Below are 26286 nucleotides of genomic sequence, written 5' to 3'. Positions count from 1 at the left end.
CGACGAGCATGGGGCGATGCACGATACGACGTGGGCGCCAGGCGTCGCCTCCCAGCTGCACATCGTCGCGCGGGAGCTGGCGGCGGTCAGTGATCGGCTCGTCGACGTCGCGGCTCTCGCTCGAGCGCTGTCGGCGGCGACCGACTGGCAGTCCTCCGCGGCGACGGTCTTCCACGCCCGTGCCGAGGAGTGGGCCGGCGACGTGTCGGGCCTGGTCTGCCTCGCCGAGACCGCGCGCCTGTCGGCGTTGCGCGCGCGTGATGCGGTGCTGTTCTCGTCGGATCGGGGCCTCTGATGAGCGACGACGTGCAGTTCAGCGGCGGCGGGGTCGTCGCCGTCGACACCGAGACGCTGCGGCGCACAGCGGCGCAGTTCGTCGCAGCGCGCGAAGAACTCGACGCGCTGTGCCACCGCGTCGGCTCGCTGGAGATGATGCTCTTCACCGCACGCGCCCACGCGTGGGACGCCGCCGGAGCCGCCGCGACCCTGCGCTCTCGGCTGACAGCATCGCTCGTCGGCGCGAAAGAGATCGCCCACGCCCTCCGGGAGGCGGCCGCCGTGTACGAACTCGTCGAGCTCGACGCCCAGCATCATGCCGCCGTGCTCTCGGCCGATCGCGACGCGGTCGCGCGCATCGATCGTCTGCGCGAGACCCTGGTCGCACGGCATCCCGACGCCGCGGCCGCGGCTGCGGAGGCCCGGTTCTGGTGGACGGTGAACGCACCCGGCGACCTCGTCCGCGAGGCCACCGAGGTCGGCATCGTCGTCGGCAACGAGGTCAGCGCGACCGGCGCGATCGTCGGCGGCGTGGCGCTCGGCGGGCTCGCGCTCGGGCTGGGTGTCGTTGCCGGGGTCGGCGGGTTCGGCCGGCTCGATGCTGACGCGCGCCTCACCGGGCGTGGCCGCGATCCGGTCACGCTGACGCGTGTGCCGCCGGTCGAGACGCCGACGGTCGCGCCGACGGGCCTCGCAGGCGCTGCGAGGCGAATGCCCGGCGGCGGTGACTCACGCGTGCGCGTCGAGCGGTACACGATGGCCGACGGCTCGCGGCAGTATGCCGTGTACGTGGCGGGCATGCAGACGTTCGCGGCCGGCGGCGACGATCCGTGGGACAACCTGTCGAACGCGCAGCTCTACGCCGGGTCGTCTTCGGCGTCGTACGAGGCGACCGAGGCGGCGCTCGCCGCAGCCGGGGCCGAGCCCGGCGATGTCGTCCACGCGTTCGGGCACTCGCAGGGCGCGATGATCACGTCGCATCTCGCGCTCGAGGGCGACTACGACGTGCGCACGCTCGTGTCGTTCGGCTCACCCGTCGAGGCGGACGTCGGTCCCGGCACGCTGAGCGTCGCCATGCGGCACACGGACGATCCTGTCGCCGCGCTCGCCGGAGCCGGTCACGACGGAGCGGTGGGCGCGCCGGGCAGCTTCGTCGCCGAGCGAGAGGCCGACTCCCCGTCGGGGCTGGGCGATCTCGGCGTGCCGGCGCACCGGATGATGTCGTACACCGACACTGCGGTCCTCGTCGACGCGTCGAGCGACCCGCGAATGGGCCAGGTCCGCGACGTGTTCGCGGGGCTCGCCGAGGCTGAGTCGGTCGAGGTGCTGGAGTTCGCCGCGGTGCGGGGCGACCGCGCCGTCGTCAGTCCTTCTGCCGCGGGCGCAGGATGATGCCGAAGATCCAGTTGATCAGCGAGATGATGATCGCCGCCACAAGTCCGAGCCAGAAGTCCTCGACGCGCAGGCCCCAGCTCCAGAAGCTCGTGATCCAGGCCGTGAACCACAGCAGGAACGCGTTGATCAGCAGGCCGATGAGGCCGAGCGTGAGGATGTACAGCGGGAAGGCCAGCACCTTGATGACGGTGCCGAGGATCGTGTTGACGAGGGCGAAGATGGCGGCGACCGCCAGCAGCGTGAGCACGAGCTGGAGGGTCTCGCCGGGCGGGAACGGGATGACCGTGACCTGCAGAGCCGTGATCAGAGTGACGACCCAGATCGCGAAGGCATTGACGACGACGCGGATGATGAAGCCCATAGTGAGCACAGTCTGGCACGCGCTCCGCGCGTGTGCGAGGACGCCGTGCCAGGTGTTCGGACGCCCACGTATCCTCCCGTCGGCATACGGCGCGCTCGTAGACTCGCAGGGTGACCGACGCATCCGACATTCCCATCCGCGTCCGCCCCGAGATCGCCGCACTCCCTCCGTACAAGCAGGGTCGGCAGGCCGGTGGCGACGCGTTCAAGCTGTCGAGCAACGAGAACCCCTTCGACCCCCTGCCCGGCGTCGTCGAGGCGATCCGCTCCGCGACGGCCGTGAATCGGTACCCGGATGCCTCGGCCGCCCGCCTCCGCGAGCGCCTGGCCGAGCGGTTCGGCGTCGCCTCCGACGAGGTGCACATCGGAGCCGGCAGCGTCTCGATCCTCGCGCAGCTCATCCTCGCGACGTCGGGCCCGGGCGACGAGGTGATCTACGCCTGGCGCTCGTTCGAGGCCTACCCGTGGCTCGCCGTCGTCGCCGGCGCAACCGCCGTGGAGGTCCCCCTCGCCGAGGGCGCGCGCCACGACCTTCCGGCGATGGTGGCCGCGATCACCGAGCGCACGCGCTCCATCATCGTGTGCAGCCCCAACAACCCGACGGGCCCGATCGTCACCCAGGCCGAGTTCGACGCGTTCATCGCACAGGTGCCGTCCGATGTGCTCGTCATCCTCGACGAGGCGTACGCCGAGTTCGTCACCGACCCCGACGCGGTGGACGGCCTGCTCGTACTGGGCAACGCGACCTACCCGAACGTGGTCGTGCTCCGCACGTTCTCCAAGGCCTTCGGGCTCGCGGGGCTGCGTGTGGGCTACGCGGTAGGCCACAAGCGCATCCTCGACGCGGCGCGCAGCACGAGCATCCCGCTGTCGGTCACGGCCCAGGCCGAGGTCGCCGCGCTCGCGAGTCTCGACGCCGAGGAGGAGCTGCTCGACCGGGTCCGCGCGATCGCCGAACGGCGCGACCAGCTCGTCGCCGCGCTGCGCGACGCCGGCTGGCGGGTCCCCGACGCGCAGGGCAACTTCGTGTGGCTGCCCACCGGCGACGAGACGCTCACGGCCGCGCAGGCGTTCGACGAGGCGGGGATCATCGTCCGCCCGTTCGCGGGCGATGGCATCCGGATCTCGGTCGGCGAGGCGGAGTCGGTCGAGAAGGTGCTGCGGATCGCGGCATCGCTCGTCAGCCACCTCCCCGCCGGTCACGCCGGCGCGCGAGAGAGCGTCGAGCGGTGACGTCGATCGACGGAACGGTCGAGCTCGCGGCTGCCGCGCTCGCCGACGACCCGGGCACGGTCCGCTTCCTCGCCGCTGACGGCACGTTCGCCCCGTCGCCCGCCGCCGAGCCGTACCGCGCGCTCGTCGACGGACTGGCCGACGCCGACCTCGAAGGCTTCTACCGCGACATGGCGGTCATCCGGGCCTTCGACGTGCAGGCGACCAACCTGCAGCGTCAGGGACAGCTCGCCCTGTGGCCGCCGAGCTTCGGCCAGGAGGCCGCCCAGGTCGGCTCCGCGCGCGCCGCGCGCACCCAGGACCATCTGTTCCCGTCGTACCGCGAGCACGTCGTCACGCGTATCCGCGGGGTCGACCCCGTCGACATCATCCGGCTGATGCGCGGCCTGACCCACGGCGGCTGGGACCCGACCGACCCGAAGAACGGCAACACGCACATCTACACGCTGGTGCTCGGCGCGCAGACGCTGCACGCGACCGGGTTCGGCATGGGGCTCGTCTTCGACGGGCGCTGCGGCACGGGCGACCCCGAACGCGATGAGGCCGTCATCGTCTACTACGGCGACGGCGCGTCCAGCCAGGGCGACGTGCACGAGGCGATGGTGTTCGCGGCGAGCTACCGCACGCCCGAGGTCTTCTTCCTGCAGAACAACCAGTGGGCGATCTCCGTGCCCGTCGCGACGCAGTCGCGGGCGCCGCTGTTCAGACGCGGCGCCGGTTACGGCATGCCGAGCATCCCGGTCGACGGCAACGACGTGCTCGCGAGCTGGGCGGTCACCCGCGTCGCGCTCGACGAGGCGCGGTCGGGCGAGGGACCCCGAGCGATCGAGGCGATGACCTACCGCATGGGCGCGCACACCACGAGCGACGACCCGACCAAGTACCGCACGTCCGATGAAGAGGAGTCGTGGCGCCGCCGCGACCCGATCGCCCGCATGGAGACCTACCTCCGTGCGCGTGGCGCCTCCGACGCGTTCTTCGCCGACGTCGCGGCCGAGTCGCAGGCCGTGGCCGACGACGTCCGCACCCGCACGAACGCGCTCGGCGGCATCGACACCGCGCTGATGTTCGACCACGTCTATTCCGAGCCGCATCCGCTCGTCGAGGCGCAGCGGGAGTGGCTCGCCGGGTACGAGGCATCCTTCGAGGAGGGCGCATCGTGAGCGACGTGACCACCATGCCCATCAGCCGTGCGCTCAACGCGGGTCTGCGCGCAGCGCTCGCCGGCAGCGACCGCGTGCTGCTCATGGGCGAGGACATCGGCAAGCTCGGCGGCGTGTTCCGCGTGACCGAGGGGCTGCAGGCCGAGTTCGGCGACCGCCGCGTGCTCGACACCCCGCTGGCCGAGTCCGGCATCGTCGGCACCGCGATCGGGCTCGCCATGGCCGGGTTCCGGCCCGTGTGCGAGATCCAGTTCGACGGTTTCGTGTTCCCCGCCTTCGACCAGATCACGTCGCAGCTCGCGAAGTTCACGAACCGCCACGAGGGTGCACTGCAGATGCCCGTGGTGATCCGCATCCCGTACGGCGGCCACATCGGCGCCGTCGAGCACCACCAGGAGAGCCCCGAGGCCTACTTCGCCCACACGCCAGGGCTGCGAGTGGTCAGCCCGTCGACGGCGAACGACGCGTACTGGATGATCCAGGACGCCATCGCCTCGCCCGACCCCGTGATCTTCCTCGAGCCGAAGAGCAAGTACTGGCAGAAGGGCGAGGTCGACACGACGTCGCGCGCGCTGCCGTTGCATGCGAGTCGGATCGTGCGCCGCGGCACCGACGTCACGCTCGTCGGCCACGGCGCGATGGTGACGACGCTGCTGCAGGCGGCGGCGCTCGCCGAGAGCGAGGGCACGAGCTGCGAGGTCGTCGACGTGCGCTCGCTGTCGCCCATCGACTACGGGCCGATCCTCGACTCCGTCCGCCGCACCGGCCGCATGGTCTACGCGCAGGAGGCGCCCGGCTTCGCGAGCCTGGGCGGCGAGGTCGCGGCGACCGTCATGGAGCGCGCCTTCTACGCTCTCGAGGCTCCCGTCCTTCGGGTGTCGGGCTTCGACGTGCCGTTCCCGCCCGCCAAGCTCGAGGGCACGTACCTGCCCGACGCCGACCGCATCCTCGAAGCCGTCGACCGCTCCCTCGCCTACTGACCCCCCGCCCCCGCATCCGCCCCGCCCCCATGCCCTCCTCCGCTCCGCTCCACCCCACGAGACAGCATTCGCGCGACGAGACGGCGTGCAGCAGACGCCGTCTCGACACGATTTCGTCGTCTCGCGAACAGCGCGGCGGCCGCGGCGGAGAGCACGACGAGCGGATGCTTCGAAAGGACCGCACATGAGCACCCAGACGTTCGTCCTCCCCGATGTCGGTGAAGGCCTCACCGAGGCCGAGATCGTGTCGTGGCACGTCGCGCCCGGCGACACCGTCGCGGTCAACGACGTCCTCGTCGAGATCGAGACCGCCAAGTCGCTCGTCGAGCTGCCGTCGCCCTTCGCGGGCACGGTCGGCGACCTGCTCGTCGGAGAGGGCGAGACCGTGAACGTCGGCGCGCCGATCATCACGATCACAGCGGGAGCGGATGCCGCAGGCCCGGCCACGGTCGGACAGTCCGAGCACGGCGCCCCGGCCGATGCGCCCGCCGGCGAGGGCGAGGGCGAGGGCGCGGTCCTGGTCGGCTACGGCACGGGCGGACCCGTCCAGTCGCGCCGCCGCAAGCCTCCCGCCACCGCACAGCAGCGGGTCGAGGCATCCGTCGGCGTCGTCGCCAAGCCCCCGATCCGCAAGCTCGCGCGCGACCTCGGCGTCGACCTCACCGCGGTCGCGCCCACCGGCCCTGCCGGCGAGGTGACCCGCGACGACGTCGTGAAGCACGCGTCGCAGGCCAGCGTCTTCCGCAACATCGAGACGCCCGCGTGGGGCGACGTGCGCGAGGAGACGATTCCGGTCGCGGCATCCCGTCCGGCAACTGCCGCCCCGGCGGCACCGGCCCGCGACGCAGCCGGCCGCGAGGAGACGATCGCCGTCAAGGGCGTGCGCAAGGCGACCTCGACGGCGATGGTGCAGTCCGCCTACTCGGCGCCGCACGTCTCGGTGTGGACCGACGTCGACGCCACACGCACGATGGAGCTCGTCAAGCGGCTCAAGGCCTCGCCCGACTTCGCCGACGTGCGCGTTTCGCCGCTGCTCATCATGGCGCGCGCCGTGATCTGGGCCGCGCGACGCACACCGATGGTGAACGCGGCGTGGGTCGACGGCGAGAACGGCGCCGAGATCCGCGTGCGCCGCTACGTCAACCTCGGCATCGCGGCCGCGACACCGCGCGGGCTGCTGGTGCCGAACATCAAGGATGCGCAGGACCTCTCGATGCGCGAGCTCGCCCGAGCGCTCGAGAAGCTCACGCAGACGGCGCGAGACGGCAAGACGACGCCGGCCGATCAGCAGCACGGCACGATCACGATCACGAACATCGGCGTCTTCGGCATGGACGCGGGCACCCCGATCATCAATCCCGGCGAGTCGGGCATCGTGGCGCTGGGCACGATCCGTCAGAAGCCGTGGGTCGTCGACGGCGAGGTGCGCCCCCGCTTCGTGACGACGGTCGCCGGCTCGTTCGACCACCGCGTGGTCGACGGCGACGGCATGTCGCGCTTCATCGCCGACGTCGCGTCGATCCTCGAGGAGCCCGCCCTCCTGCTCGACTGATGTTCGACGTCTGCCGAGATGCGGTAACTAACGGTTGCGGGCTCTTCACAGTTGTCCTCCTTTGGGCTATTCACATGGCCGTCAAGCGCGGTCACCCGTCCCCCAGTGGCGCAGGCACTTGGTCTTGAGGACAGGCGCCGCGCGAGATCTCCGCGCGCCAGGAACGGCAATAGGGGTCCCTGTCCCCCTTTGTTCCTACATCGCGCCAATGCGCGCAGCGCTTAGCTTGGTGCCACTTGGGAAACGGTTGCCGACACCGTCGCCGCCACTAGCCCAAGTCCCTATGGATAGGAGATGTTATGGAGTGGAGTACACCAAATAGACGCCGAGTTCAGGTCGCTGTCGCTGCGGTAGCCGTGTGCTCACTGGTTGCGTAAGGTACCAGCGCATCCGCGAGCGCCGATGACGCGCTCGAAACGTCTGTGGCTGTCACGACGACCGCGGAGCAACCGCCTGCCGCGCCGACCTTCGAGTCGGTGGCGTTTGCCCATCCGGTTTCCCTGGAATCCGCGCTGACCGTAACTGTGGTTGATGGCGCGCCCGTTCAGGGTTACCACCTGCTCAGCGACTCAATCGTCGGTGACTTCTTCCCAACGGATGGTCTGTCAGTCGAACAGTTTCTGGATGATGTCGAGTCGAAGACCGGCACTGTCCCGGAAGTGACGCACGCGTATCTAAGGGGCGAGGATGTCGAGACAGCGGCGAATCGCACGAGCACGGCGATCCTGGGCGAGGACTTGCCCAAGTTCGACGCACCAGACGCTGATCCAGACCCTGCCTACGTGCAGCCCCGCGAGGATGTTGACCGAGCGCTGGGGGCGTCCCCGCGGTCCGCGGCCTCGACCTGGCAGCCAAACGATGTCGAGGCCATGATTGAGCCGCTGGGCTCGGACAACTTGAGCATCGTCGGGAAGTATTACTGGTGGGGCGACGCACCGTTCGCATCGCCTGTCGTGATGGCCGACCACTGGGGAATGGAGTTCCAGTTCGACTTCTACACCACCACGCGGCCGAACCTAAACCCGTACGGCGACGACTACACAGGGTTCCGCCCGTTCTGCGGCACCACGTCCACGTACTACAAGGATTGGGCGGTCGCGTCTACGCGGCCGTACACGTGGACGGCTCTCGTCATCGTCGGACCCAACCTGGTTGCCGCGCCCGCCAACTTGGGAATGTATGGCGACTTCAACGACCTCAGCGATCCTTGCAATGTGAGCACGATTGCGGTGGGGATGGCCAACCCCTGGGCGATGCCGATGGATGATTGGGGACAGAACTCGCTCGTGATCTCGTACTATCCCGAGCGGGGCAGCGATACGCAGAGTGTCGTTGGTGCAATCGTTCAACCAGTCAATCGACTCCACTGTGAGGTGAACCCGACTATGCCGCTGATGGACTGCATGGGCGTCACCCCTGGTTCCTATCCCGGGCCCGGGCCCTCATCGTCCCGTGTGGTGCTAAACAACGGGCGGGGCTGGAAGGCTCCGTCCCTGTGCTGGTACTCGGGCGGATTCGGCGCTGATCCCGCCTCCCGTTGGACATGCGGCGCAGGATTTTGACCACCGTCGCCACCCACCTCGCTCTTGTCCGAGCGGGGTGGGTGGCGCTATGGCTTGGCGTGCTTACGCAACTGTGCGTGGCAACGTTCGCGGCGTACGTGCTCTGGCAGGGGCGCTGCTTTGACGTTGAATACACGTTTACGCCGCTGCTGCTTTCCTGCGCCCCCCGCTCGGCGGCAGCGCTCGCGCTCGGATGGATCGGTACAGCGGTGGTCTGCGTCGCCCCGGTATTTGCACTCGTCGCCGGACTAGTCTCGACCACTGTCGCAAGGACTGCATCACGACCTGACCCTCTCTTGCGGTCGGTGTGGTTGTCGGCGACGGCTGCTGTGACAGGGGCGATCCCGTGGATCGTCTTTGCAACCGCGAGTGGGCCGCAGCCATGGGGTGAGGGCGGCTGGATATTCATCGCCGCTGTGGCGGCGCTCGGCTGGCTGGTTCTCAGCGCGTTCCTTCAGGCAATCGTGCTTGCACTACGCAGGGACGCTGTCGATGACGCGAGTGCCCTCCAAAATGTCTCTCCCGGGCCGCCGCGCTCTTAGAGCCGCACCGCGACCACATCGCCGAGGCCACTGAGATTCTGAGAAGAATGACGTTTTCCGTCGGTTCGTACGGGCGCAGGGGTCTCAGCGCAACGAAGACTGATGCTCGACACGGAACTCAGTCCTTTCCGATCTCGCCTCCGCACCGGAGCACATAATTTGACGATCCGCCGCCATTAACCGGTTCGGCGGTCGCGCTGAATCGCTGGACCATATGCGACAGATCCGAAGCATGTATCAGTACGCGTCACAACTGAGGACCGGTCCCGGCGTTGACATCGACCCGCAGAGCTGGTTTGAGAACGATTATCAATAGCGTTACAGTGGAGGCATGACCTCCCCCCGACGTTCGCTGATCGTGCTCGGCCTGGCCGCGGCATCCGCTCTCTCCCTGGCAGGCTGTGCAGGCGGTACAGCCGCGGGCGACGGCGGTGACGGCGGGGTAGCCGTCGTCGCGTCGACGAACGTCTACGGACAGATCGCAGAGGAGCTCGGCGGCGACCTCGTGGAGGTGACGTCGATCGTCACGAACGAGTCGCAGGATCCGCACTCCTTCGAGCCGAGCGCGCGTGACCAGCTCGCTGTGGCGAAGGCCGACGTCATCATCGAGAACGGCGGTGGCTACGACGCGTTCATCGACGCGCTGATCGAGTCCAGCGACGCCGAGGCACCCGTGGTGACGGCCGTCGAGTACTCGCACGACTGGCCCGAGAACGAGGGCCACGACGCCGAGTCGGCCGGCGAGGCGGAGGACCACGCCGACCACGAGGGTCACGATCACGAGGGCCACGACCACGTCGAGGGCTTCAATGAGCACGTCTGGTACGACCCGCACACGGTCGCGCACCTCGCGGAGGGCATCGCCGCCGAGCTCGCAGAGCTCGATCCCGACAACGCCGACGTCTTCGCCGCCAACGCCGAGGCGTTCGTCGCCGAGGTCGAGGGCCTCGAGGCCTCGCTGGCCGACATCGCGGGTGCGCACGAAGGCGCCGAGGTGTTCGTCACCGAGCCCGTGCCCGCCTACCTCATCGCGGCCGCCGGTCTCGCGAACGTCACGCCCGATGCCTTCACCGAGGCGGTGGAAGAGGGACAGGATGTCGCGCCCGCGACGCTCCTCGAGTCGATCGCCCGCTTCGAGGACGGCGATGTGAAGCTCGTCATCACCAACACGCAGACCGCCGGGGCCGAGACCGCGCAGATCGTCGGCGAGGCGGACGGTCGCGGCATCCCGAGAGTCGCGTTCTCGGAAACGCTCCCGGAGGGCCAGACTTACATCTCGTGGATGCAGGCGAACATCGAGGCGCTGAGCGGCGCGCTGGAGTCGTGAGCGACCCGGCCCCCGCCCTCGAGATCCGCGGCGCCGCACTTCGCCGCGACGACCGCGAGCTCTGGGCCGGGCTCGACCTGACCGTTCGGCCGGGCGAGCTGATCGCCGTGCTCGGACCGAGCGGATCGGGCAAGACCACGCTGCTGCGGGCGATCCTCGGACTCGAGCCGCTGAGTGCCGGGTCGATCACGGTCCTCGGCGAGCCGGTGCGCAAGCGGGGAAGCCGGCATGTCGGCTACCTGCCGCAGAGCCGGCCGCTGCCGCCCGACACCGCGCTGCGCGGGCGCGACCTCGTCACCCTCGGCGTCTCGGGCCACCGGTTCGGACTGCCCATCCCGCGCCGCGGCGACCACGCGCGGGTGGATGCCCTGATCGACGCCGTGGGCGCGCGAGACTTCGCCGACCGGCCGGTGGGCGAGCTGTCCGGCGGCGAGCAGCAGCGGCTGCGCGCGGGCCAGGCGCTCGCCGACGAGCCCGGCCTGCTGCTGTGCGACGAGCCGCTGACGAGCCTCGACCTGGCCAACCAGCAGGCGGTGATCGGCCTCATCGACCGGCATCGGCGAGAGAAGGATGCTGCGGTCCTGCTCGTCACGCATGACATCAACCCCGTCCTGGGCAAGGTCGACCGCATCCTCTACCTTGCGAACGGGCGCTTCACCCTCGGCACGCCCGACGAGGTGCTGAACTCCCGGGTGCTCACCGATCTCTACGGCGCTCCGGTGTTCGTGCTGCGTGCCGGCGACCGGCTGGTCGTCGTCGGTGCGCCCGATGCCGAGGCATCCCACCACCATCACGCCCACGACGAGGACCACGCATGAACTGGGATGACATCGCCGATGCGATGTTCGGTGGCCTGCCGGTGTACGGCGACATCCTCGTGCTTGTGTCGAACTCGGTGTGGGCGGGTGCGGTGCTGGGCCTCGTGGGCGGTCTGATCGGCGTTCTCGTGATGCAGCGCGACATGGCGTTCGCCGTGCACGGCATCAGCGAGCTGTCGTTCGCGGGTGCGGCGGCGGCGCTGCTCATCGGCGTGGACGTCGTCACCGGGTCGATCGTGGGGTCGATCCTCGCCGCGGCGATCATCGGCTGGCTCGGCGCGCGGGCGCGGGACCGCAACTCGATCATCGGCGTGCTCATGCCGTTCGGGCTGGGTCTCGGCATCCTGTTCCTGTCTCTGTACGACGGCCGCAGCGCCAACCGGTTCAGCCTGCTCACCGGCCAGATCGTCTCGGTGCAGTCGGGACAGCTCGGCTGGCTCATCGTGATCAGCGCGGTCGCCCTGCTGGGCCTGCTGCTCATCTGGCGACCGCTGCGGTTCGACTCGCTCGACCCGCAGTCCGCCGCGGCGCGTGGTGTGCCGACGACCGCGGTGTCGCTGGCCTTCATGGTGCTGCTGGGGCTGATCGTCGCCGTCGCCGTGCACATCATCGGCGCTCTGCTCGTGATGGCGCTGCTGGTCACCCCGGCGGCCGCCGCGATGCGCGTCGCGACCGGCCCGGTGTCGGTGCCCGTGCTCGCGGCGCTGTTCGGGTTCGTGTCGGCCGTGGGCGGCATCCTGCTCGCGATCATGGGCACCCTGCCGGTGAGCCCGTACATCACGACGATCTCGTTCGTGATCTACCTGGTGTGCCGCGGCATCGGCGCGCGGCGCGGCCGGGTCGTCCGCTCCGCGGCCTGAATCGACGCCGACTGACCCGGCCGCTCAGCGCCGACTCCCCTTCGCTCGCCTGTCACGAAGCGCCGTGCGGGGCGGCACGTTGCGACAGGTGAGCGGCAGGCCAGGGGTCAGCAGCGGGGCCCGGGTGAGCAGGGGGCTCACTTGTCACGAAGCGCCGTGCGGGGCGGCACATTGCGACAGGTGAGCAGCAGGGGCGCACGCGACCCGGGGGCGGGCGGGTCCGGCCGGCGCTCAGGGGGCCGCCGGTAGACTTGCCCCTATGGTCCAGCGCAACACGTGGCAGCGCGAACGCGTGCGCGAAGCGCTTGCCGACGCCCGCGGATTCGTCAGCGCGCAGTCGCTTCACGCGACCCTGCGCGGCGAGAACACCGGCATCGGACTGGCCACCGTCTACCGGGCGCTCGCCGGCCTCGCGGCCCAGGGCGACGCCGACTCCCTGCAGAGTCCCGAGGGCGAGGCGCTCTACCGCGCCTGCACCAGCACCGGGCACCACCACCACCTGATCTGCCGCAGCTGCGGACTCACCGTCGAGATCGAGGCGACGGATGTCGAGCAGTGGGCCAAGCGGACCGCCGAGCGCAACGGCTTCCGCGACGCCGAGCACATCGTCGACATCTTCGGGCTGTGCGCCACCTGCGCGAAGGCCCGGGACGAGAAGCGTGACGCGGACTGACGTTCGGCCCGCGGCACCGACGCGCACGGCCCGCACCCTCGTCGCGCTCGCGATCGGCGCGGCGGTCGTCGGGGTGCTGTTCCTCCTCGACTGGCTCGTGCCGACGCTGTTCCCGGCATCCCTCCCCACGCGCGCGCAGGACGGCCTGACCCTCGCGATCAGCGTCCTGATCGAGTCGCTGCCGTTCGTGATGCTCGGGGTGATCCTGTCGATCGCGGTGCAGGTGTGGGTGCCGCCGGGAGTGCTCGAGAGATGGATGCCGCGCCGCGCGTGGGCCCGTCGGGCCGTGCTCTCGCTGCTCGGCATGATCGTACCGGTGTGCGAGTGCGGCAACGTGCCGTTCGCGCGCGGCCTGCTCATGCGCGGCTTCAGCGTGCCGGAGACGATGACGTTCCTCATCGCAGCTCCGATCGTGAACCCGATCGTCATCATCACCACGCACCAGGCGTTCGGCTTCAGCGACGGCATCCTCATCGCCCGCCTCGTCGGCGGCTACCTCATCGCGAACCTGATCGGCTGGCTCTACAGCCGCCACCCGTCGCCGGACGCACTGCTCACCGACCGGTTCCGCGACACCTGCGAGCTCGTGACGCACGAGCCCGGCGGCAAGGGCCGCCGCAGCATCGCTCAGTTCGTCGTCGAGCTGCGGGCGGTCATGCCCGCGCTCATCATCGGCTCCGCGCTGGCCGGCGCGGTGCAGGTGCTCATCCCGCGCGAGACCCTGCTCGCGATCGGCTCGAACCCGGCCCTCTCGATCGTGGCCATGATCGCCCTCGCGATGGTCGTCTCGATCTGCTCGAACGTCGACGCGTTCTTCGCCCTGTCGTTCGCCTCGACCTTCACACCCGGCTCGATCGTGGCGTTCCTGCTCGTCGGGCCGCTCGTCGATGTCAAGATGCTCGCGCTCATGCGCACGACGTTCACGACCCGCACGCTCGCCGGCATGGTCGTCATCGTCGTGCTGTCGGCCTTCGCCATCGGGACGGCGGTGAACCTCCTTGCGTAAGGCGGAGTGGATCGGCACGCGGTGGCTCGGCGTCGGCCTCGCCGCGGTTCTCGCCGTCGTCACGCTCGGGCTCGCCGTGACCGGCCGGCTCAGCCTGTACATCAACCCCGACTCCACCTGGTTCGCAGTCTCGATGGCCGTGGTCGCGCTCGTCGGCGCGATCGCGTCGTTCGCCCTGCCGCTCGGCGCCGAGGCCGATCACGGCCACGACCACGGCGACACCGTCCCCGCCCCTCAGCTCGTTGTCCACGGACGCAGGATCGGGGTGGGCGCGGGCCCGGCATCTGTGGACAACGAACGGACGGGGAGCGACGTCCATCCCCACCGGCACGCGCACGGGCGGCACCCGCTCGGCATCGCGGCGACGGTCGCGGGCGGGCTCGCGGCATCCGGGATCGCGGTCCTCACCCTCGTGCTGCCGCCCGCGTCGCTCTCCGCCGAGCTCGCGATGTCGCGCGACGTCGGCGCGACCCCGCTGTTCGCGGGAGCGGATGCCGTCACCCTCGCTGCGACCGGAGACACGTCGTCGTTCGGGGTCGGCGAGTGGGCCACGGTCTTCGCGACGGCGACCGATCCCGAGGCCTTCGACGGCGACCCGATCGAGTTGACCGGATTCGTCACCCCCGGCGAGGGCGGTGCCTTCGACCTCACGCGCCTGGTCATCACGCACTGCGTGATCGACGCGCAGCCCGCGAGCGTGGCCGTCGCCGGCGAGGGGAACCCGGGAACGGGGCAGTGGGTGACGGTGACCGGCACCGTGCGCGCCACCTCCGACGGGCGCCTCGAGATCGACGCCGCCTCGGTGGAGGAGATCGACGAGCCCGAGGACCCGTATGAGTACTGAGCCGTCGACGCGCCGCTCCCACGGCCGGCGTCGGCGCGGTCGCGCGTTCGCCGGCGCCTTTGCGATCGTCGTCGGCGTGCTGGCGGTGTTCGGGCTGGCCGGTGCCGCGGCGACCGTCGCGCAGGGGCCACGGGTGACGCAGGTGCAGGTCGATCCGGCTGCGGCGGCCGCGGCATCCGGCGGTCGTCTCATCATCACCACCACGCAGTCGCTCGCCGAAGTGGACCCGTCGCAGGTCACCGTCACGCCCGCGACGCCGTTCGCGGTCGACACCGCCGGGCGCAGCGTGGGCATCCGCTTCGCGCTCCCGCTGTGGGACGACACCGAGTACACCGTGGAGATCGCCGACGTGACGTCGCTGGGCGGCGGTCCGACGGCGGGGATCACCGAGACCTTCCGCACGCCGGCGGCCCAGGTCGAGCTGCTCCAGCGCGGCGCCGACGGCGACACGATCTTCCGCACCGACCTGTCGGGCGAGAACGCCGAGCCGGTCTTCACGCACCCGCACATCGAGGACTTCCGGGCGACGTGGGCCCACCTCGTGGTGTCGGTGCGCACCGAGGACGACCGTGCCGGGCTCGTCATGACCGACCTCGACGGCGCGAACGCGCGCGAGCTCACCCTCCCCGGCGACGGGTTCGTGTCGAATCTGCAGAGCGCTGACCGCGGCGACACGGTCGGGTACACCTTCTCGGATGCGGTGCTCACGGCCGACAGCGGACGCGAGAGCCTGCTCTACACGATGTCGCTGCGCGACCCGGGCGCCGAGCCGGTCGAGATCGCCGTCGAGGGCGCCGATCCGCGCATCGCCGAGTGGCGCTTCGTTCCCGACACCGACAGCATCCTGCTGCTGTCGTTCGACGGGTCGCTGCTGCTCACCGGGTCGGAGGGCGAGGGAGCCACGACGCTCGGCACGGCGATGACCATCGAGGGCATCGCGCGCGGTTCGACCGAGGCGATCGTCGAGCGTCCGGATGCGATGGTGTCCATCGACCTGACGGATGCGACCGAGGCCCCGCTCGTGGCAGCGACGGAAGATCCCGGTCCGGTCAGCACCGTGACGCCCCTCCCCGACGGATCGACGATCCGCACCGCGGCGGTGCTCGAGCCCGACGGCGCCCCCACCGGGAGGACGTCGGTCTCGCTCGTCTCGCCCGACGGCAGCACGCGTCTGCTGAGCGAGGTCGCCGACACGGATGCCGTGCTGCAGGTGTGCGTGTCTCCGAGCGCCCGCTACGCCGCTGTGCTGGTGGCGCCGGATGCCGTGGCCAACTCCTACGACACGTATCAGCTGCCCCTTCCGGAGCGCACCGAGACCCGGATCCTGGAGCTCGCGGACGGCAACCAGGTCGTCGCGCTCGCGGGATCGTCGATCTCGTGGTGTCAGGTGCCGCCCGCCTGACCGACGTGGTCTTCCGTGTGCTCGCCGTCCGCCTTCGCCGGCACCGGGATCGTGGCGGGAAGTCCTCGCGCCAGGACGATGGCGATGAGCGTCAGTGCGAATACCAGGAAGAGCGCCTGACGCAGCGACTCGACCTGGGCGTCGGCATACACGCCGGCCACTTCGTTCGCAACCTGTGCTGTGCCCCCTGCGTCGAGCACCAGCTGCTCCGCCTGCTGCTGCGAGATGATCGGCGCTCCGCTCGCCGTGGCCTCGGCCACCTGCCGCTTGACGTCGTCGGGCAGCGAATCGCTCCCCTGCACCGCCGCCCCGAACCCGGAGGTGAGCAGCAGGATGAACACCGAGCCGACGATCGCGGTGCCGAACGACGAGCCGAGGTTCTGGAAGGTGCCCTGCAGTCCGCCGACCTCCGATGTGTCGTCCTTCGGCACCGCCGAAATGTTGACATTGCCCAGCTGCGACGCGAGGAGGCCGAAACCCGCGCCCACCACGAGCATGCCGGTGGCGAAGAGCCAGTCGTTCAGCTCCGGCTGGACGGCGACGAACACCAGCAGCAGGCCGATCCCCAGCGTGAACTGTCCGATCCGGGCGATGTTGCGGGCCGAGCGCATGGTGGACAGGCGGGAGCCGGCGATCGAGAACAGGATCAGTCCCACCGACAAGGGCAGGATCTTCAGCCCGGTCTGCAGGGCGTCGTAGCCCAGGATCGTCTGCAGGTACACGGGCACGACGAAGAAGAGGGCCGCGATGGCGAAGTACTGCGCGAGGAACATCGTGAGGCCGCTGCGGAGCGCAGGAATGCGGAGCATGCTGACCTTCAGGAGCGGCACGCGACCGGTCGCCTCGAGATGCTGCTGGCGGCGGACGAACCACCACAGCACGAGGATCGCGACGAGGATCAGATACGCGACGGGTGAGACGCCGAACGGGGCGATGGTGGCGCCGCCGAGCTCGGGCGGGTCGAGAGGGACGAGCCATCCCCAGGTCTTGCTCTGCAGCATTGCGAAGACGAGGATCGCGAGCCCGGCGGCCGAAAGCACAACGCTCAGGAGGTCGATGCGCAGCGCCTTGTCGCCGGGGATGTCCTTGATGCGCCCGGAGAAGACCAGGACGAGCGCCATGATGACCGCTTCGCCGACGAAGACGTAGCGCCAGGACGCGTACGTGGTCATGAGCCCGCCGATGAGGGGCCCGGCGGCAGCGGCGAATCCTGTGATCGCTCCGAGCGCCGAGAACGCGATGACGCGATCGCGCCCGGTGTAGTTGATGGCAGCGAGGGCGGCGATCGCCGGGATCACCAGGACGGCGCCGAGGCCTTCGACAAGCGACCAGCCCAGGAGCAGAACTGCGAGGTTCGGGGACAGCGCCGTCGTCAGCGACCCGACGCCGTAGACGACGGATCCGATTCGGAAGGCGCGACTCCGCCCCCACTTGTCCCCCAGCTTCCCTCCCGTGAGCATGAAGGCCGCCATGGTGAGCGCGTAGAAGGTGATGGCGGCCTGCATCCCGCCGATGTCGGTGCCGAGATCGGCGGCCACGGTGGAAATGGAGACATTCATGACGGTGCTGTCGAGCACCATCACGAACTGCGAGACACCGAGGATGAGCAGCACGAACCAGCGTTTCATGGGCGCAGACTAACGACTCGTCGGCCGAGAAGAATCGTCCCGCTGGGGTGAAGTCCGTTGCGTATACTCCCGGCATGCCCGGACCCGCGCTCCGCCCCGCCCGGCGCGGCGATCTCCTCGGGCTCCCGGCGGAGGTCGCTCCGTCCCTGCTCGGTGCCCACCTGACCACGACGGTGGCCGGCGCGACGGTCACCGTGCGTCTCACCGAGGTCGAGGCGTACCACGGCCGCGGCACCGGACCCGTCCCCGATCCGGGGTCGCACGCCCGCATGGGACCGACGGCCCGCAACGCCACGATGTGGGGGGAGCCCGGGCACCTCTACGTGTACCTCAGCCACGGCATCCACTCGTGCGTGAACGTCGTGTGCGGACCCGACGGGGTCGCCGGCGGCGTGCTGCTGCGCGGCGCCGAGGTGATCGAGGGCATCGAGACCGCATTCGGCCGTCGTCCCGCAGCGCGCACGCCCCGCGACCTCGCGCGCGGCCCGGGCAGGCTCGGCGATGCGGTCGGGCTGCGGCATCCGCTCCACGACGGAATCGACGCGATCACCGGCGCCCCTCATCACGGAGCGACCGTGCGGCTCGCGCTCGCCGCCGAGCCGGTCGCGGGGTTCGCGTCGGGACCGCGGGTGGGCGTCGCCGGTGTGGCCGGCACCGCGGCCTTCCCCTGGCGCTTCTGGATCCCCGGCGAGCCGACGGTCTCGCCGTTCCGATGGGGCCGCGGCGCCGCCGAGCTCTGACTCGACGCGCGGTCAGTCGGTCAGCACCACGCGCTCGACCGCGCGGACGAGCCACGCGTGGTACGCCTCTTCGCTCCAGCCCGCCTCGGCGACCAGCTGGGTGTAGCTCTCAGGCGAGATGACGAACGACAGCGCGTCGGCGAGCTCCCCGTCGGAGCGGGCGCTGCTGCACACACCCCGACCCCGGAACATCGCGACCGCGCCGAGCATGTCGGAGCGCCGGTTGGCCTGCAGCTCGCGCAGCCGCTGCGCGACGTCGTCGTCGCCGGCCGCGGCCTCGAGCAGCCGGGGCCACAGGCGTGCGACGCGGGCGTTGGCGCTCGCGACGAACTCGACCAGGAAGGGCAGCAGCTCGCTCGGGTCCAGCTCCTCCGCCATCTCGCCGAGTTCGCGCGTGTGCAGCGGCCCCTCGCCCTCGCTGCCGGCGAACGCGTGATCGAAACCGGCCAGCAGCAGCGCTGCCTTCGGCCCGTTCTGCTTCACCGTCTCGAGCGAGACGCCGGCCTCGTTCGCGATCCGGCCGAGGGATGCGCCGGAGTAGCCGGCTTCGCCGAACACGCGGATCGCCGCGTCGAGGATGCGGGCGCGGGTCTGCGCAGCCTGAGCTTCGCGCAGGGGCGACACGTAGGGGGTCATTGACTTTCCTGACAGGGTAGTGAATACTCCACGAGTACTTTCACAACCCTACCAGTTGGAGAACGCATGCTGTCTCTCGTCATCTGCAGCACCCCGGTGCATGGTCATGTCACCCCGCTGCTCGCTGTCGCCCGCACGCTCGTGGCGGCCGGTCATGATGTGCGATTCCTCACGGGCGGGCGCTACCGCGAGGCGGTCGAGGCCACCGGCGCGCGCTGGTTCCCGCTTCCGTCCGACGCCGACTACGACGATCGGGACATGGATGCCGCGTTCCCCAGCCGCGTCGGGCTCCGAGGCGTCGCCGGCCCCCGCTGGGACCTGCAGCACATCTTCCTCGAGCCGGCGCCGAGCCAGCTGCGCGCGCTCGATGAGCTGCTGGCGGCGGAGCCGGCCGACGCCGTGCTCAGCGAGAGCATGTTCCTCGGCGCGATGCTGATGCTCGCGCGCCCGGCGCATCAGCGACCGCTCGTGGTCAACCTCGGCATCGTGCCGCTGGGCCTGCGCAGCCGCGACACCGCGCCGTTCGCCCTCGGCATCCCGCCGCTTGCCGGGCCCCTCGGCCGCATCCGCAACCGATTCCTCACCTGGACGACGGATCGCTTCGTGTTCGCCGAGCTGCAGCGCAACGCCGAGCGCATGGTGCGAGACCTCGTCGGCGTCGAGCTGAGCGTGCCGGTGATGGACTATCCGTCCACGGCCGACGCCGTGGTGCAGTTCACCGTGCCCGAATTCGAGTACCCACGGGGCGATCTCACGACGCCTGTGCACTTCGTCGGCCCCGTCTCGCTCGCCGACGCGTCGACCGTCGAGGTGCCGGAGTGGTGGGACGACCTGAGCGACGGGCGGCCGGTTATCCATGTGACCCAGGGGACGGTCGCCAACGGCGACCTCTCCGGGCTCGTCCTGCCCACGTTCGAGGCGCTCGCCGACCGCGATGTCCTGGTCGTCGCCACGACGGGTGGACGCGACGTTCCCGCGCTCGCGCTTCCGGACAATGCCCGCATCGCCCCGTATCTGCCCTACGACCGTCTGTTCCCGCTCCTGAGCGCGCTCGTCACCAACGGCGGCTACGGCGGGGTCCAGTACGCACTCGCGCACGGCGTGCCGATCGTCGCGGCGGGCGACAGCGAAGACAAGTCCGAGGTCTCGGCGCGGGTCGCCTGGAGCGGTGCGGGGCTGCGGCTGCGGCCGCGCGACGGCCGCGTCGCGCCCGCTCAGGTCGGCAGCGCTGTGCAGACGCTGCTGCGCGACCCGTCGTACCGGAGCAGCGCCGAGCGCATCGGCGCCGCGATCCGGAGATCTCCTGGTCCCGCAGGTATCACCGCCGTGCTGGACGCACTCCTTGCCGCCGGAGCCCGACGCTGAGCGGTCGACCGCGCCTTCCGCGCGACGCCGGCCGCTCCGCGCGACGCCGGGCACGGAACGAAGACACCCAAGACGAAAGAGCAATCACAGTGACGATCGACACCTCCCTCCCCGCCCCCGGCCAGGCGTCCGCCGCCGGCGCGGCATCCGCGGCCCACGAGCCCGTGCTGCCGGGTGAACACTTCGAGCGACTCCGTGCGGAGCTCTCGGGCGACCTGGTCCTTCCGGGCGAGGACGGCTGGGACTCGGCCCGCGCCGCCTGGCAGCTGCTGGTCGACCAGCACCCGGCCGCCGTCGTCGTCGCCGCGGACGTGCACGACGTCGCGACGACGGTGGCCTGCGCGCGTCGGCTCGGACTGCACGTCGCCCCGCAGAGCACCGGTCACGCGGCTGGAGCGCTCGGTCCGCTCACCGACACGATCCTCCTGCGCACCGCGCGGCTCGACGGCATCGCGATCGACGCCGAAGCCCGCACCGCGCGGGTCGGCGCCGGCGTCACCGCAGCGGCGCTGGCCGCGGCCGTGGCCGAGCACGGATGCGCCGCGGTCTCGGGCATGGCGCCCTCCGTGGGCGTCGTCGGGTCGACGCTCGGCGGCGGGCTCGGCTGGCTCGCACGATCGCACGGCCTCGGGGTCAACAGCATCCTCTCGATCGATGCGGTCGACGCGCAGGGGCACGTCATCCGCGTCGACGCCGAGCACCACGCGGACCTCTTCTGGGCGGTGCGCGGTGGCATCGCTCCCGTGATCGTCACCGCCATCGAGCTTCAGCTGCACGAGATCGGCGAGCTGCACGCGGGCGCGCTGATGTGGCCGCTCGAGCGTGCGGCCGACGTCGCGCACGCCTGGCGCGAGTGGATCGAAGAGCTGCCCGAGGCGGTCACCTCGCTCGCCCGCGTGCTGCGGTACCCCCCGATCCCCGAGATTCCCGACTTCCTGCGCGCTCGCTCCTTCGTGGCCGTCGAAGCGGCGATTCAGGCGGATGCCGCGACCGCCGCGTCTCTGCTGCAGCCCCTGCGTGACCTTCGCCCCGAGCTCGACTCGGTGCGCCCGATGTCTCCGGCGGAGCTGAGCACAGTGCACGGCGACCCGGCCCACCCCGCTCCGGGGTTTGGCGAGGCCGTCGTGCTGACCGACATCACCGCGGCGTCGATGGACGCCCTGATCGACGTCGCGCTCGAGCCTTCGTCGCAGTCGCTCCTGTCGATCGAACTGCGTCACCTCGGCGGCAGGACGGCGCCGGGCGGGACGGCCGGCGGTGTCGTCTCGGCGATCGACGGTGCCGGCCTCGTGTTCGCGGTCGGCCTGGTGCCCTTTCCCGGCGCGCTCGCCGCGGTGAAGGATGCGGCCACCGCCGTCGCCGACCGGATGCAGCCTTTCGCGTCGTCTGCCGTCGTGAAGAACTTCGCCGAACGGCCCACGGCGGCGGCGACTCTGTACGGGATCGACGCCGAGCGGCTGCGCCGCGTCGCCTGCGCGTGGGACCCCGAGGGCGTCATCCGCGTCGGCCATCCGCTCGATGGACCCCTGGCCGCCCCAGTCAAGCGCGACACGCCGCCCGTGCTAGACTGACTCTTTGTCTGCGCGCACTCCAGCACGCAGTTCGTATCCCACACCTCCTCCGGGCCGGAATCGGTCCGGTGAGTCATGGGGTGCAGACAAGGGATCTTGGGTGGGGCCGTCCGGCTCCACGGTACTAAGGAGACATCACTATGGCAGCAGTGTGCCAGGTGACTGGAGCAGTTCCCGGCTTCGGTCACAACATCTCGCACTCGCACCGCCGGACGAAGCGCCGCTTCGACCCGAACGTGCAGAAGAAGACCTACTTCGTTCCGTCGCTGGGTCGCAACATCAAGCTCAACGTTTCGGCCAAGGGCATCAAGGTCATCGACGCCCGCGGCATCGAGGCGGTCGTGCGTGACCTGCAGGCGAAGGGTGTGAAGCTCTAATGGCCAAGAAGGCACAGGACGTCCGTCCGATCATCAAGCTGCGTTCGACGGCCGGCACGGGGTACACCTACGTGACGCGCAAGAACCGCCGCAACAACCCCGACCGCATCGTGCTCAAGAAGTACGACCCGGTCGTCCGCAAGCACGTCGAATTCCGAGAGGAGCGCTGACCTATGGCCAAGAAGAGCAAGATCGCGCGCAACGAGCAGCGCAAGGTGGTCGTCGACCGCTACGCGGCGAAGCGCGCCGAACTGAAGAAGGCGCTCGTCTCGCCCGACTCGACCGACGAGCAGCGCGAGGCCGCTCGCGTGGGCCTGCAGAAGCTGCCCCGCAACGCGTCGCCCGCTCGCGTCCGCTCGCGCGACGTCATCGACGGCCGCCCCCGCGGTGTCCTCACGAAGTTCGGCATCTCGCGTGTCCGCTTCCGTGACATGGCGCACCGTGGCGAGCTGCCCGGCGTGACCAAGTCGAGCTGGTAAGCACCACGGCTTCACCGGAAGGCCCGGAGTTCCTCGGAACTCCGGGCCTTCCGCTTTGTCAAGCGAGTGCATCCGCCCGCCGGGTCCCGCCAGGATGGTTCCATGCCGCTGGACCCGTTCTTCGCCGAGCGCCTGCGCGTGCATCGCAAGTACATGTTCGACCAGGCGCTCAGTTCCGCGCGCGCCCGCATGACCGCGCTGTGGCCGTTCAGCCGCGGCACTATGCTCCCGGCGGCCGCGAAGCCCACCGGCGCGGCCGCGAAGCCCGCCGGAGCGGTCGCGCCCGAGAAGTCCGCGCCCGAGAAGTCCGCTGCGCTCGGTCCTCGCGCGAAGGCCCGCGCCCGGCATCGCCGCGCGGCGCTCGCGTGGGATCGCACCGAGCTGAGCACGGTCGGCTCGCCGGGCCCCGAGGTGCGCATCACCGAGCACCAGGTCGACGTGCCGGGGCATCCGTCCGTCCGCGTGCGGATCTATCACCCGCCCGTCGTCGGCGACGCACCGGTGCCTGCCGTCCTGGCGTTCTTCGGGGGAGCATTCCGCATCGGCGGCATCGACTATCCGACGACGGATGCCGCGTACCGCCGCCGCTGCGTCGACGCCCACGTCGCGATCGCCGCGGTCGACTACGCGCTCGCGCCCGAGCACCGGTATCCGGTGCAGATCGAGCAGGCCGCGGCGGCTCTGGACTGGCTGATCGCCTCAGCGGGCGGGCTCGGCGTCGACCCGAGCCGGATCGGCGTGATGGGCATCTCCGCCGGCGGCAGCCTCGCCGCGGCGCTGACGATCGTCAACCGGGATCGCGCGAACCACCCGCTGGTCGTTCAGGTCCTCGAGGTGCCGGTCGTCGACCTGACCGGCGCCCACCTCGATCTCGGCGCGATGCGCGCACTCGGCATCCCGCGATTCCTGACGGTGAGGGAGTTGCGATCGGTCGCGCGCACCTACCTCGCGCGACCGCAGGACGCCCGGGAGCCCTACGCGTCGCCGCTCCGCGCCCCATCGCACGCCGGGCTGCCGCCCGCCGTGATCCTCACCGCCGAGTACGACCCGCTGCGCGGAGACGGCGAGGCCTACGGGGCCGCATTGCGCGCGGCCGGCGTCGACGCCAGCGTGGTGCGGTACATGGGCGTGACGCACGACACCCCGATCTTCACCGGTGTGCTCCCCGCCGCCCGCCGGTGGCATGACGATGTCGTCGCGGCGCTGCGCCGGCTTCACGCGTGACCGCACGCGTACGCCTGCCGGCGTCCTCGTCCGTGCACGACGAAGGCCCGGGGCTCTGTCGCCCCGGGCCTCGTGCGTCCCACCGCGGACACCGGCCGAGAGACCACTCGACCGCCGAGACACCACGCATGACCTGGTGTCTCGACGACGGAGTGGTTTCCCGCCGCGCCGGGCGGCGGCATCCGATCAGCTGACCGGCTCGTTCTCGCGCACCTGGTGGGTCGTCGCCCACTCCAGCGCGTAGTCGGCGATCTCCTCCCAACCGTCCTGGCTCACCAGGCGGTGGGTGCGACCCGGGTACGTCTTGTAGTCGACGATCGCGGGGCTGCCCGTCGCGCGGTACTTCTTCACGATCGCTTCGCCGATCGCCGGCGGCACGACGTGGTCGATCTCGCCGGTGATCACGAGGAGCGGCGCACGGTCGGCACGGCCGTAGTCGACGTGCGTGACCCCGCCCTTCTCATTGAGCACCGAGAGCACGCCTTCGAAGAAGACGCGGTTGTAAGAGTTGACGGCGTACTCCGCCCACAGACGGTCGGACTCCTCGCGGGGCAGGTCGTTGCCGAACGTGAATTGGAAGTGCCGCTTCGACAGCGGCTTGGCGCCGTTGCGGTCGAACGGGTTGGAGAGGATCGGCGTTCCGGTCCACAGTGTCGACAGCGGGAGAGCGGTGACGCCGGCAGTCTGGCCGGGTGCGACGCCGACGTAGGCGACGCCGAGGCCGCGGTCGGCCAGCATCTGGGTGAGCACGCCGCCGAACGAGTGGCCGATGATGATCGGCTTCTGGGGCAGGGCGCGGATGATGCGCTCGTAGTTGTCGGCGATCTGCTTCAGGCCGATCCCCTTCAGGGCAGCAGGGTTGGTGCGGATGTCGTCGACCGACCGGTCGTCGATGCCGGGCCAGCCGGGGACGATGACCTGGTGGCCGGCGGCGCGGAAGCGCTCCGCCCAGGTGTCCCAGCTCTTCGGGGTCATCCAGAGTCCGTGGATGAGGACGATGGGGGTCTTGGTCGTGGTGTTCATTTTCCTTCTCCTGTTGGTGTCCAGCTGCGGTGGGCTGCTGATGTGTACCGATGGTAGACCGAACGTTCTATCTATACAAGACTATTCCCCGAGAATCTCGAAAATGTTCGGAAGTGGCACGATGGAGCCGGAGGATCACCCATGAGCACCCCCTACGCGCCCGCCGCGAGCACGCGCCCCTCCCCTGCCCGGAAGCGGCTGCTCGATGCTGCGACCGACCTCTTCTACAGCGAGGGCATCCACTCGGTCGGCGTCGATCGCATCATCGAGGCGGCCGGCGTCACGCGGGCGACGATGTACAAGCAGTTCGACGGCAAAGAGGGGCTCGTCCTCGCCTACCTCCGGGGCGAGGACGAACGCCTGCGCGCCCTGTTCACCGAGGCAGGCGCGGCGTCGTCCGACCCGGAGGTGCTGCTCGATCTGGTGATCGCGGGCATAGAACAGGACATCCGGGAGCGCCACACGCGCGGCTGCCCGTTCATCAATGCGGCGGCCGAGTACCCCGACGCGGGGCCGGTGCGATCGCTGATCGACGACCACCGCGACTGGTTCCGCGCGACCCTCGAGCAGGTGGCCTCCGCCGCAGGGCTCTCCGACCCCGCCGATGCGGCCGCATCGCTCGTGCTCCTGCGCGACGCCGCGCTCGTCGGCGGGTACCTCGACGGCCAGGATCGGGTCGCTCCCGCCTTCGCCCGAACGGCCCGCGGAGTCATCGACTCGCACCGCCGCTGACCGCGGCGGAGACCCCTCGAACGACCCCGAAACCCTCGTCACACCGGCCACAGGGGTCACTTTCACCCCCGACACGCCGCCTGTAACGTCCGAAAACCCCGGAAATACGCGGATCTGCGCGCGAAGTCGGGTACATTCAAGGCGGTCGATCCGACCAGCCGGGGGGCGCATGCCGTCCGGTCCGAGCAATGAAAAGGCGGCGATTCCGCCGCCTTGGAGGACAATCCCCATGGCCGACAAGTCCATCACCAAGACCGAACTCGTCGCGAGCATCGCCAGCGCGACCGGGCAGAGCCAGTCCGCCGTGTCGGGCGTGCTCGACTCCCTCTTCTCGACGGTCTCCGAGGCCGTCGCCAAGGGCAGCAAGGTCTCGATCCCGGGCTGGATCTCGTTCGAGCGCGTCGAGACGTCCGCCCGCACCGGCCGCAACCCGCAGACGGGTGAGGAGATCAAGATCCCCGCCGGCCAGCGCGTCAAGGTCACCGCGGGCTCGAAGCTGAAGGCCGCCGTCAAGTGAC

General features: G+C 70.3%; 27 protein-coding genes. 23 read left to right on the top strand and 4 right to left on the bottom strand.

What is annotated here, in order from left to right; translation table 11 throughout:
• Positions 1–16 precede the first annotated feature (16 nt).
• Both H9622_RS05240 and H9622_RS05235 read left to right on the top strand, forming a co-directional pair.
• Positions 17–295: a hypothetical protein gene (locus H9622_RS05240; protein WP_191764889.1), complete on the top strand. Its 279-nt coding sequence runs from the start codon at positions 17–19 to the stop codon at positions 293–295.
• Positions 295–1668 (top strand): hypothetical protein, encoded by a 1374-nt coding sequence (locus H9622_RS05235; protein WP_191764887.1) that lies wholly within the window; start codon positions 295–297, stop codon positions 1666–1668. The genes H9622_RS05240 and H9622_RS05235 overlap by 1 nt, the downstream gene beginning before the upstream one ends.
• Here the strand turns inward: H9622_RS05235 and H9622_RS05230 are convergent.
• Complete coding sequence (locus H9622_RS05230) at positions 1640–2032, bottom strand: phage holin family protein (protein WP_191764885.1); 393 nt, start codon at positions 2030–2032, stop codon at positions 1640–1642. The two genes, H9622_RS05235 and H9622_RS05230, sit on opposite strands and share 29 nt — an antisense overlap.
• Before the next feature lie 110 nt (positions 2033–2142).
• Here H9622_RS05230 and hisC point away from each other — a divergent pair, with 110 nt between their 5' ends.
• The 12 genes from hisC to H9622_RS05170 all read left to right on the top strand — a co-directional run bounded on the left by hisC (position 2143) and on the right by H9622_RS05170 (position 15993).
• On the top strand, positions 2143–3264 hold the full coding sequence (hisC, locus tag H9622_RS05225; RefSeq protein ID WP_191764883.1) for a histidinol-phosphate transaminase: 1122 nt from the start codon (positions 2143–2145) through the stop codon (positions 3262–3264).
• A 5-nt stretch (positions 3265–3269) separates the two neighbouring features.
• On the top strand, positions 3270–4427 hold the full coding sequence (locus tag H9622_RS05220) for a thiamine pyrophosphate-dependent dehydrogenase E1 component subunit alpha (RefSeq protein ID WP_318247051.1): 1158 nt from the start codon (positions 3270–3272) through the stop codon (positions 4425–4427).
• 14 nt (positions 4428–4441) lie between these two features.
• Positions 4442–5407: an alpha-ketoacid dehydrogenase subunit beta gene (locus H9622_RS05215; RefSeq protein WP_225221756.1), complete on the top strand. Its 966-nt coding sequence runs from the start codon at positions 4442–4444 to the stop codon at positions 5405–5407.
• A gap of 184 nt (positions 5408–5591) precedes the next feature.
• The gene (locus H9622_RS05210) at positions 5592–6959 is read left to right on the top strand and encodes a dihydrolipoamide acetyltransferase family protein (protein WP_191764877.1); all 1368 of its coding nucleotides are present in this window, start codon (positions 5592–5594) and stop codon (positions 6957–6959) included.
• A gap of 422 nt (positions 6960–7381) precedes the next feature.
• On the top strand, positions 7382–8521 hold the full coding sequence (locus tag H9622_RS05205) for a hypothetical protein (RefSeq protein WP_191764875.1): 1140 nt from the start codon (positions 7382–7384) through the stop codon (positions 8519–8521).
• Positions 8522–9394: 873 nt separating this feature from the next.
• Positions 9395–10390, top strand: coding sequence for a metal ABC transporter solute-binding protein, Zn/Mn family (locus tag H9622_RS05200; protein WP_191764873.1), 996 nt, complete (start codon positions 9395–9397; stop codon positions 10388–10390).
• A complete protein-coding gene (locus H9622_RS05195; RefSeq protein ID WP_191764871.1) occupies positions 10387–11208 on the top strand; it encodes a metal ABC transporter ATP-binding protein in 822 nt (273 codons plus the stop codon). The genes H9622_RS05200 and H9622_RS05195 overlap by 4 nt, the downstream gene beginning before the upstream one ends.
• Positions 11205–12068, top strand: a complete 864-nt coding sequence (locus H9622_RS05190; protein ID WP_191764869.1) for a metal ABC transporter permease — start codon at positions 11205–11207, stop codon at positions 12066–12068. Before H9622_RS05195 ends, H9622_RS05190 begins: the two co-directional genes overlap by 4 nt.
• 259 nt (positions 12069–12327) lie before the next feature.
• Entirely contained in the window at positions 12328–12741 is a 414-nt protein-coding gene (locus tag H9622_RS05185) for a Fur family transcriptional regulator (protein WP_191764868.1), read from the top strand.
• Positions 12728–13747 carry a permease gene (locus H9622_RS05180; protein ID WP_191764866.1) on the top strand — a complete coding sequence of 340 codons (1020 nt, stop codon included), beginning with the start codon at positions 12728–12730 and terminating at the stop codon, positions 13745–13747. The genes H9622_RS05185 and H9622_RS05180 overlap by 14 nt, the downstream gene beginning before the upstream one ends.
• Positions 13740–14591, top strand: coding sequence for a TIGR03943 family putative permease subunit (locus H9622_RS05175; protein WP_191764863.1), 852 nt, complete (start codon positions 13740–13742; stop codon positions 14589–14591). Before H9622_RS05180 ends, H9622_RS05175 begins: the two co-directional genes overlap by 8 nt.
• Complete coding sequence (locus H9622_RS05170) at positions 14581–15993, top strand: hypothetical protein (protein WP_191764861.1); 1413 nt, start codon at positions 14581–14583, stop codon at positions 15991–15993. Before H9622_RS05175 ends, H9622_RS05170 begins: the two co-directional genes overlap by 11 nt.
• On the opposite strand, the gene H9622_RS05165 is transcribed toward H9622_RS05170, so the two are convergent.
• A complete protein-coding gene (locus H9622_RS05165; protein ID WP_191764860.1) occupies positions 15975–17621 on the bottom strand; it encodes an MFS transporter in 1647 nt (548 codons plus the stop codon). The two genes, H9622_RS05170 and H9622_RS05165, sit on opposite strands and share 19 nt — an antisense overlap.
• Positions 17622–17695: 74 nt before the next feature.
• Between H9622_RS05165 and H9622_RS05160 the strand changes: the two genes are divergently transcribed.
• A complete protein-coding gene (locus H9622_RS05160) occupies positions 17696–18361 on the top strand; it encodes a DNA-3-methyladenine glycosylase (RefSeq protein ID WP_191764858.1) in 666 nt (221 codons plus the stop codon).
• Between the two features lie 12 nt (positions 18362–18373).
• Here the strand turns inward: H9622_RS05160 and H9622_RS05155 are convergent, their stop codons facing one another.
• Positions 18374–18997: a TetR/AcrR family transcriptional regulator gene (locus tag H9622_RS05155; protein WP_191764856.1), complete on the bottom strand. Its 624-nt coding sequence runs from the start codon at positions 18995–18997 to the stop codon at positions 18374–18376.
• 66 nt (positions 18998–19063) lie between these two features.
• Between H9622_RS05155 and H9622_RS05150 the strand changes: the two genes are divergently transcribed.
• The 6 genes from H9622_RS05150 to H9622_RS05125 all read left to right on the top strand — a co-directional run bounded on the left by H9622_RS05150 (position 19064) and on the right by H9622_RS05125 (position 24013).
• Entirely contained in the window at positions 19064–20362 is a 1299-nt protein-coding gene (locus tag H9622_RS05150) for a glycosyltransferase (protein WP_191764854.1), read from the top strand.
• A gap of 89 nt (positions 20363–20451) precedes the next feature.
• Positions 20452–21933: an FAD-binding oxidoreductase gene (locus H9622_RS05145; protein ID WP_191764852.1), complete on the top strand. Its 1482-nt coding sequence runs from the start codon at positions 20452–20454 to the stop codon at positions 21931–21933.
• Between the two features lie 140 nt (positions 21934–22073).
• Positions 22074–22310: a 50S ribosomal protein L28 gene (gene rpmB / locus H9622_RS05140; protein ID WP_013584774.1), complete on the top strand. Its 237-nt coding sequence runs from the start codon at positions 22074–22076 to the stop codon at positions 22308–22310.
• On the top strand, positions 22310–22480 hold the full coding sequence (gene rpmG / locus H9622_RS05135) for a 50S ribosomal protein L33 (RefSeq protein ID WP_029145259.1): 171 nt from the start codon (positions 22310–22312) through the stop codon (positions 22478–22480). The genes rpmB and rpmG overlap by 1 nt, the downstream gene beginning before the upstream one ends.
• Positions 22481–22483: 3 nt before the next feature.
• On the top strand, positions 22484–22789 hold the full coding sequence (gene rpsN, locus H9622_RS05130) for a 30S ribosomal protein S14 (RefSeq protein ID WP_191764850.1): 306 nt from the start codon (positions 22484–22486) through the stop codon (positions 22787–22789).
• 102 nt (positions 22790–22891) lie between these two features.
• The gene (locus tag H9622_RS05125; protein WP_191764848.1) at positions 22892–24013 is read left to right on the top strand and encodes an alpha/beta hydrolase; all 1122 of its coding nucleotides are present in this window, start codon (positions 22892–22894) and stop codon (positions 24011–24013) included.
• Between the two features lie 186 nt (positions 24014–24199).
• Here H9622_RS05125 and H9622_RS05120 read toward each other — a convergent pair whose 3' ends face one another.
• A complete protein-coding gene (locus H9622_RS05120) occupies positions 24200–25036 on the bottom strand; it encodes an alpha/beta hydrolase (RefSeq protein ID WP_191764846.1) in 837 nt (278 codons plus the stop codon).
• Positions 25037–25177: 141 nt separating this feature from the next.
• Here H9622_RS05120 and H9622_RS05115 point away from each other — a divergent pair, with 141 nt between their 5' ends.
• On the top strand, positions 25178–25768 hold the full coding sequence (locus tag H9622_RS05115) for a TetR/AcrR family transcriptional regulator (RefSeq protein WP_191764844.1): 591 nt from the start codon (positions 25178–25180) through the stop codon (positions 25766–25768).
• 229 nt (positions 25769–25997) lie between these two features.
• A complete protein-coding gene (locus H9622_RS05110; protein WP_127473557.1) occupies positions 25998–26285 on the top strand; it encodes an HU family DNA-binding protein in 288 nt (95 codons plus the stop codon).
• Position 26286 lies beyond the last annotated feature (1 nt).

Origin of the sequence: Microbacterium gallinarum (assembly GCF_014837165.1) — a bacterium.
In the GTDB taxonomy this organism is placed as follows: Bacteria; Actinomycetota; Actinomycetes; order Actinomycetales; family Microbacteriaceae; genus Microbacterium; species Microbacterium gallinarum.
This window is presented reverse-complemented; position numbering and strand designations above follow the sequence as displayed.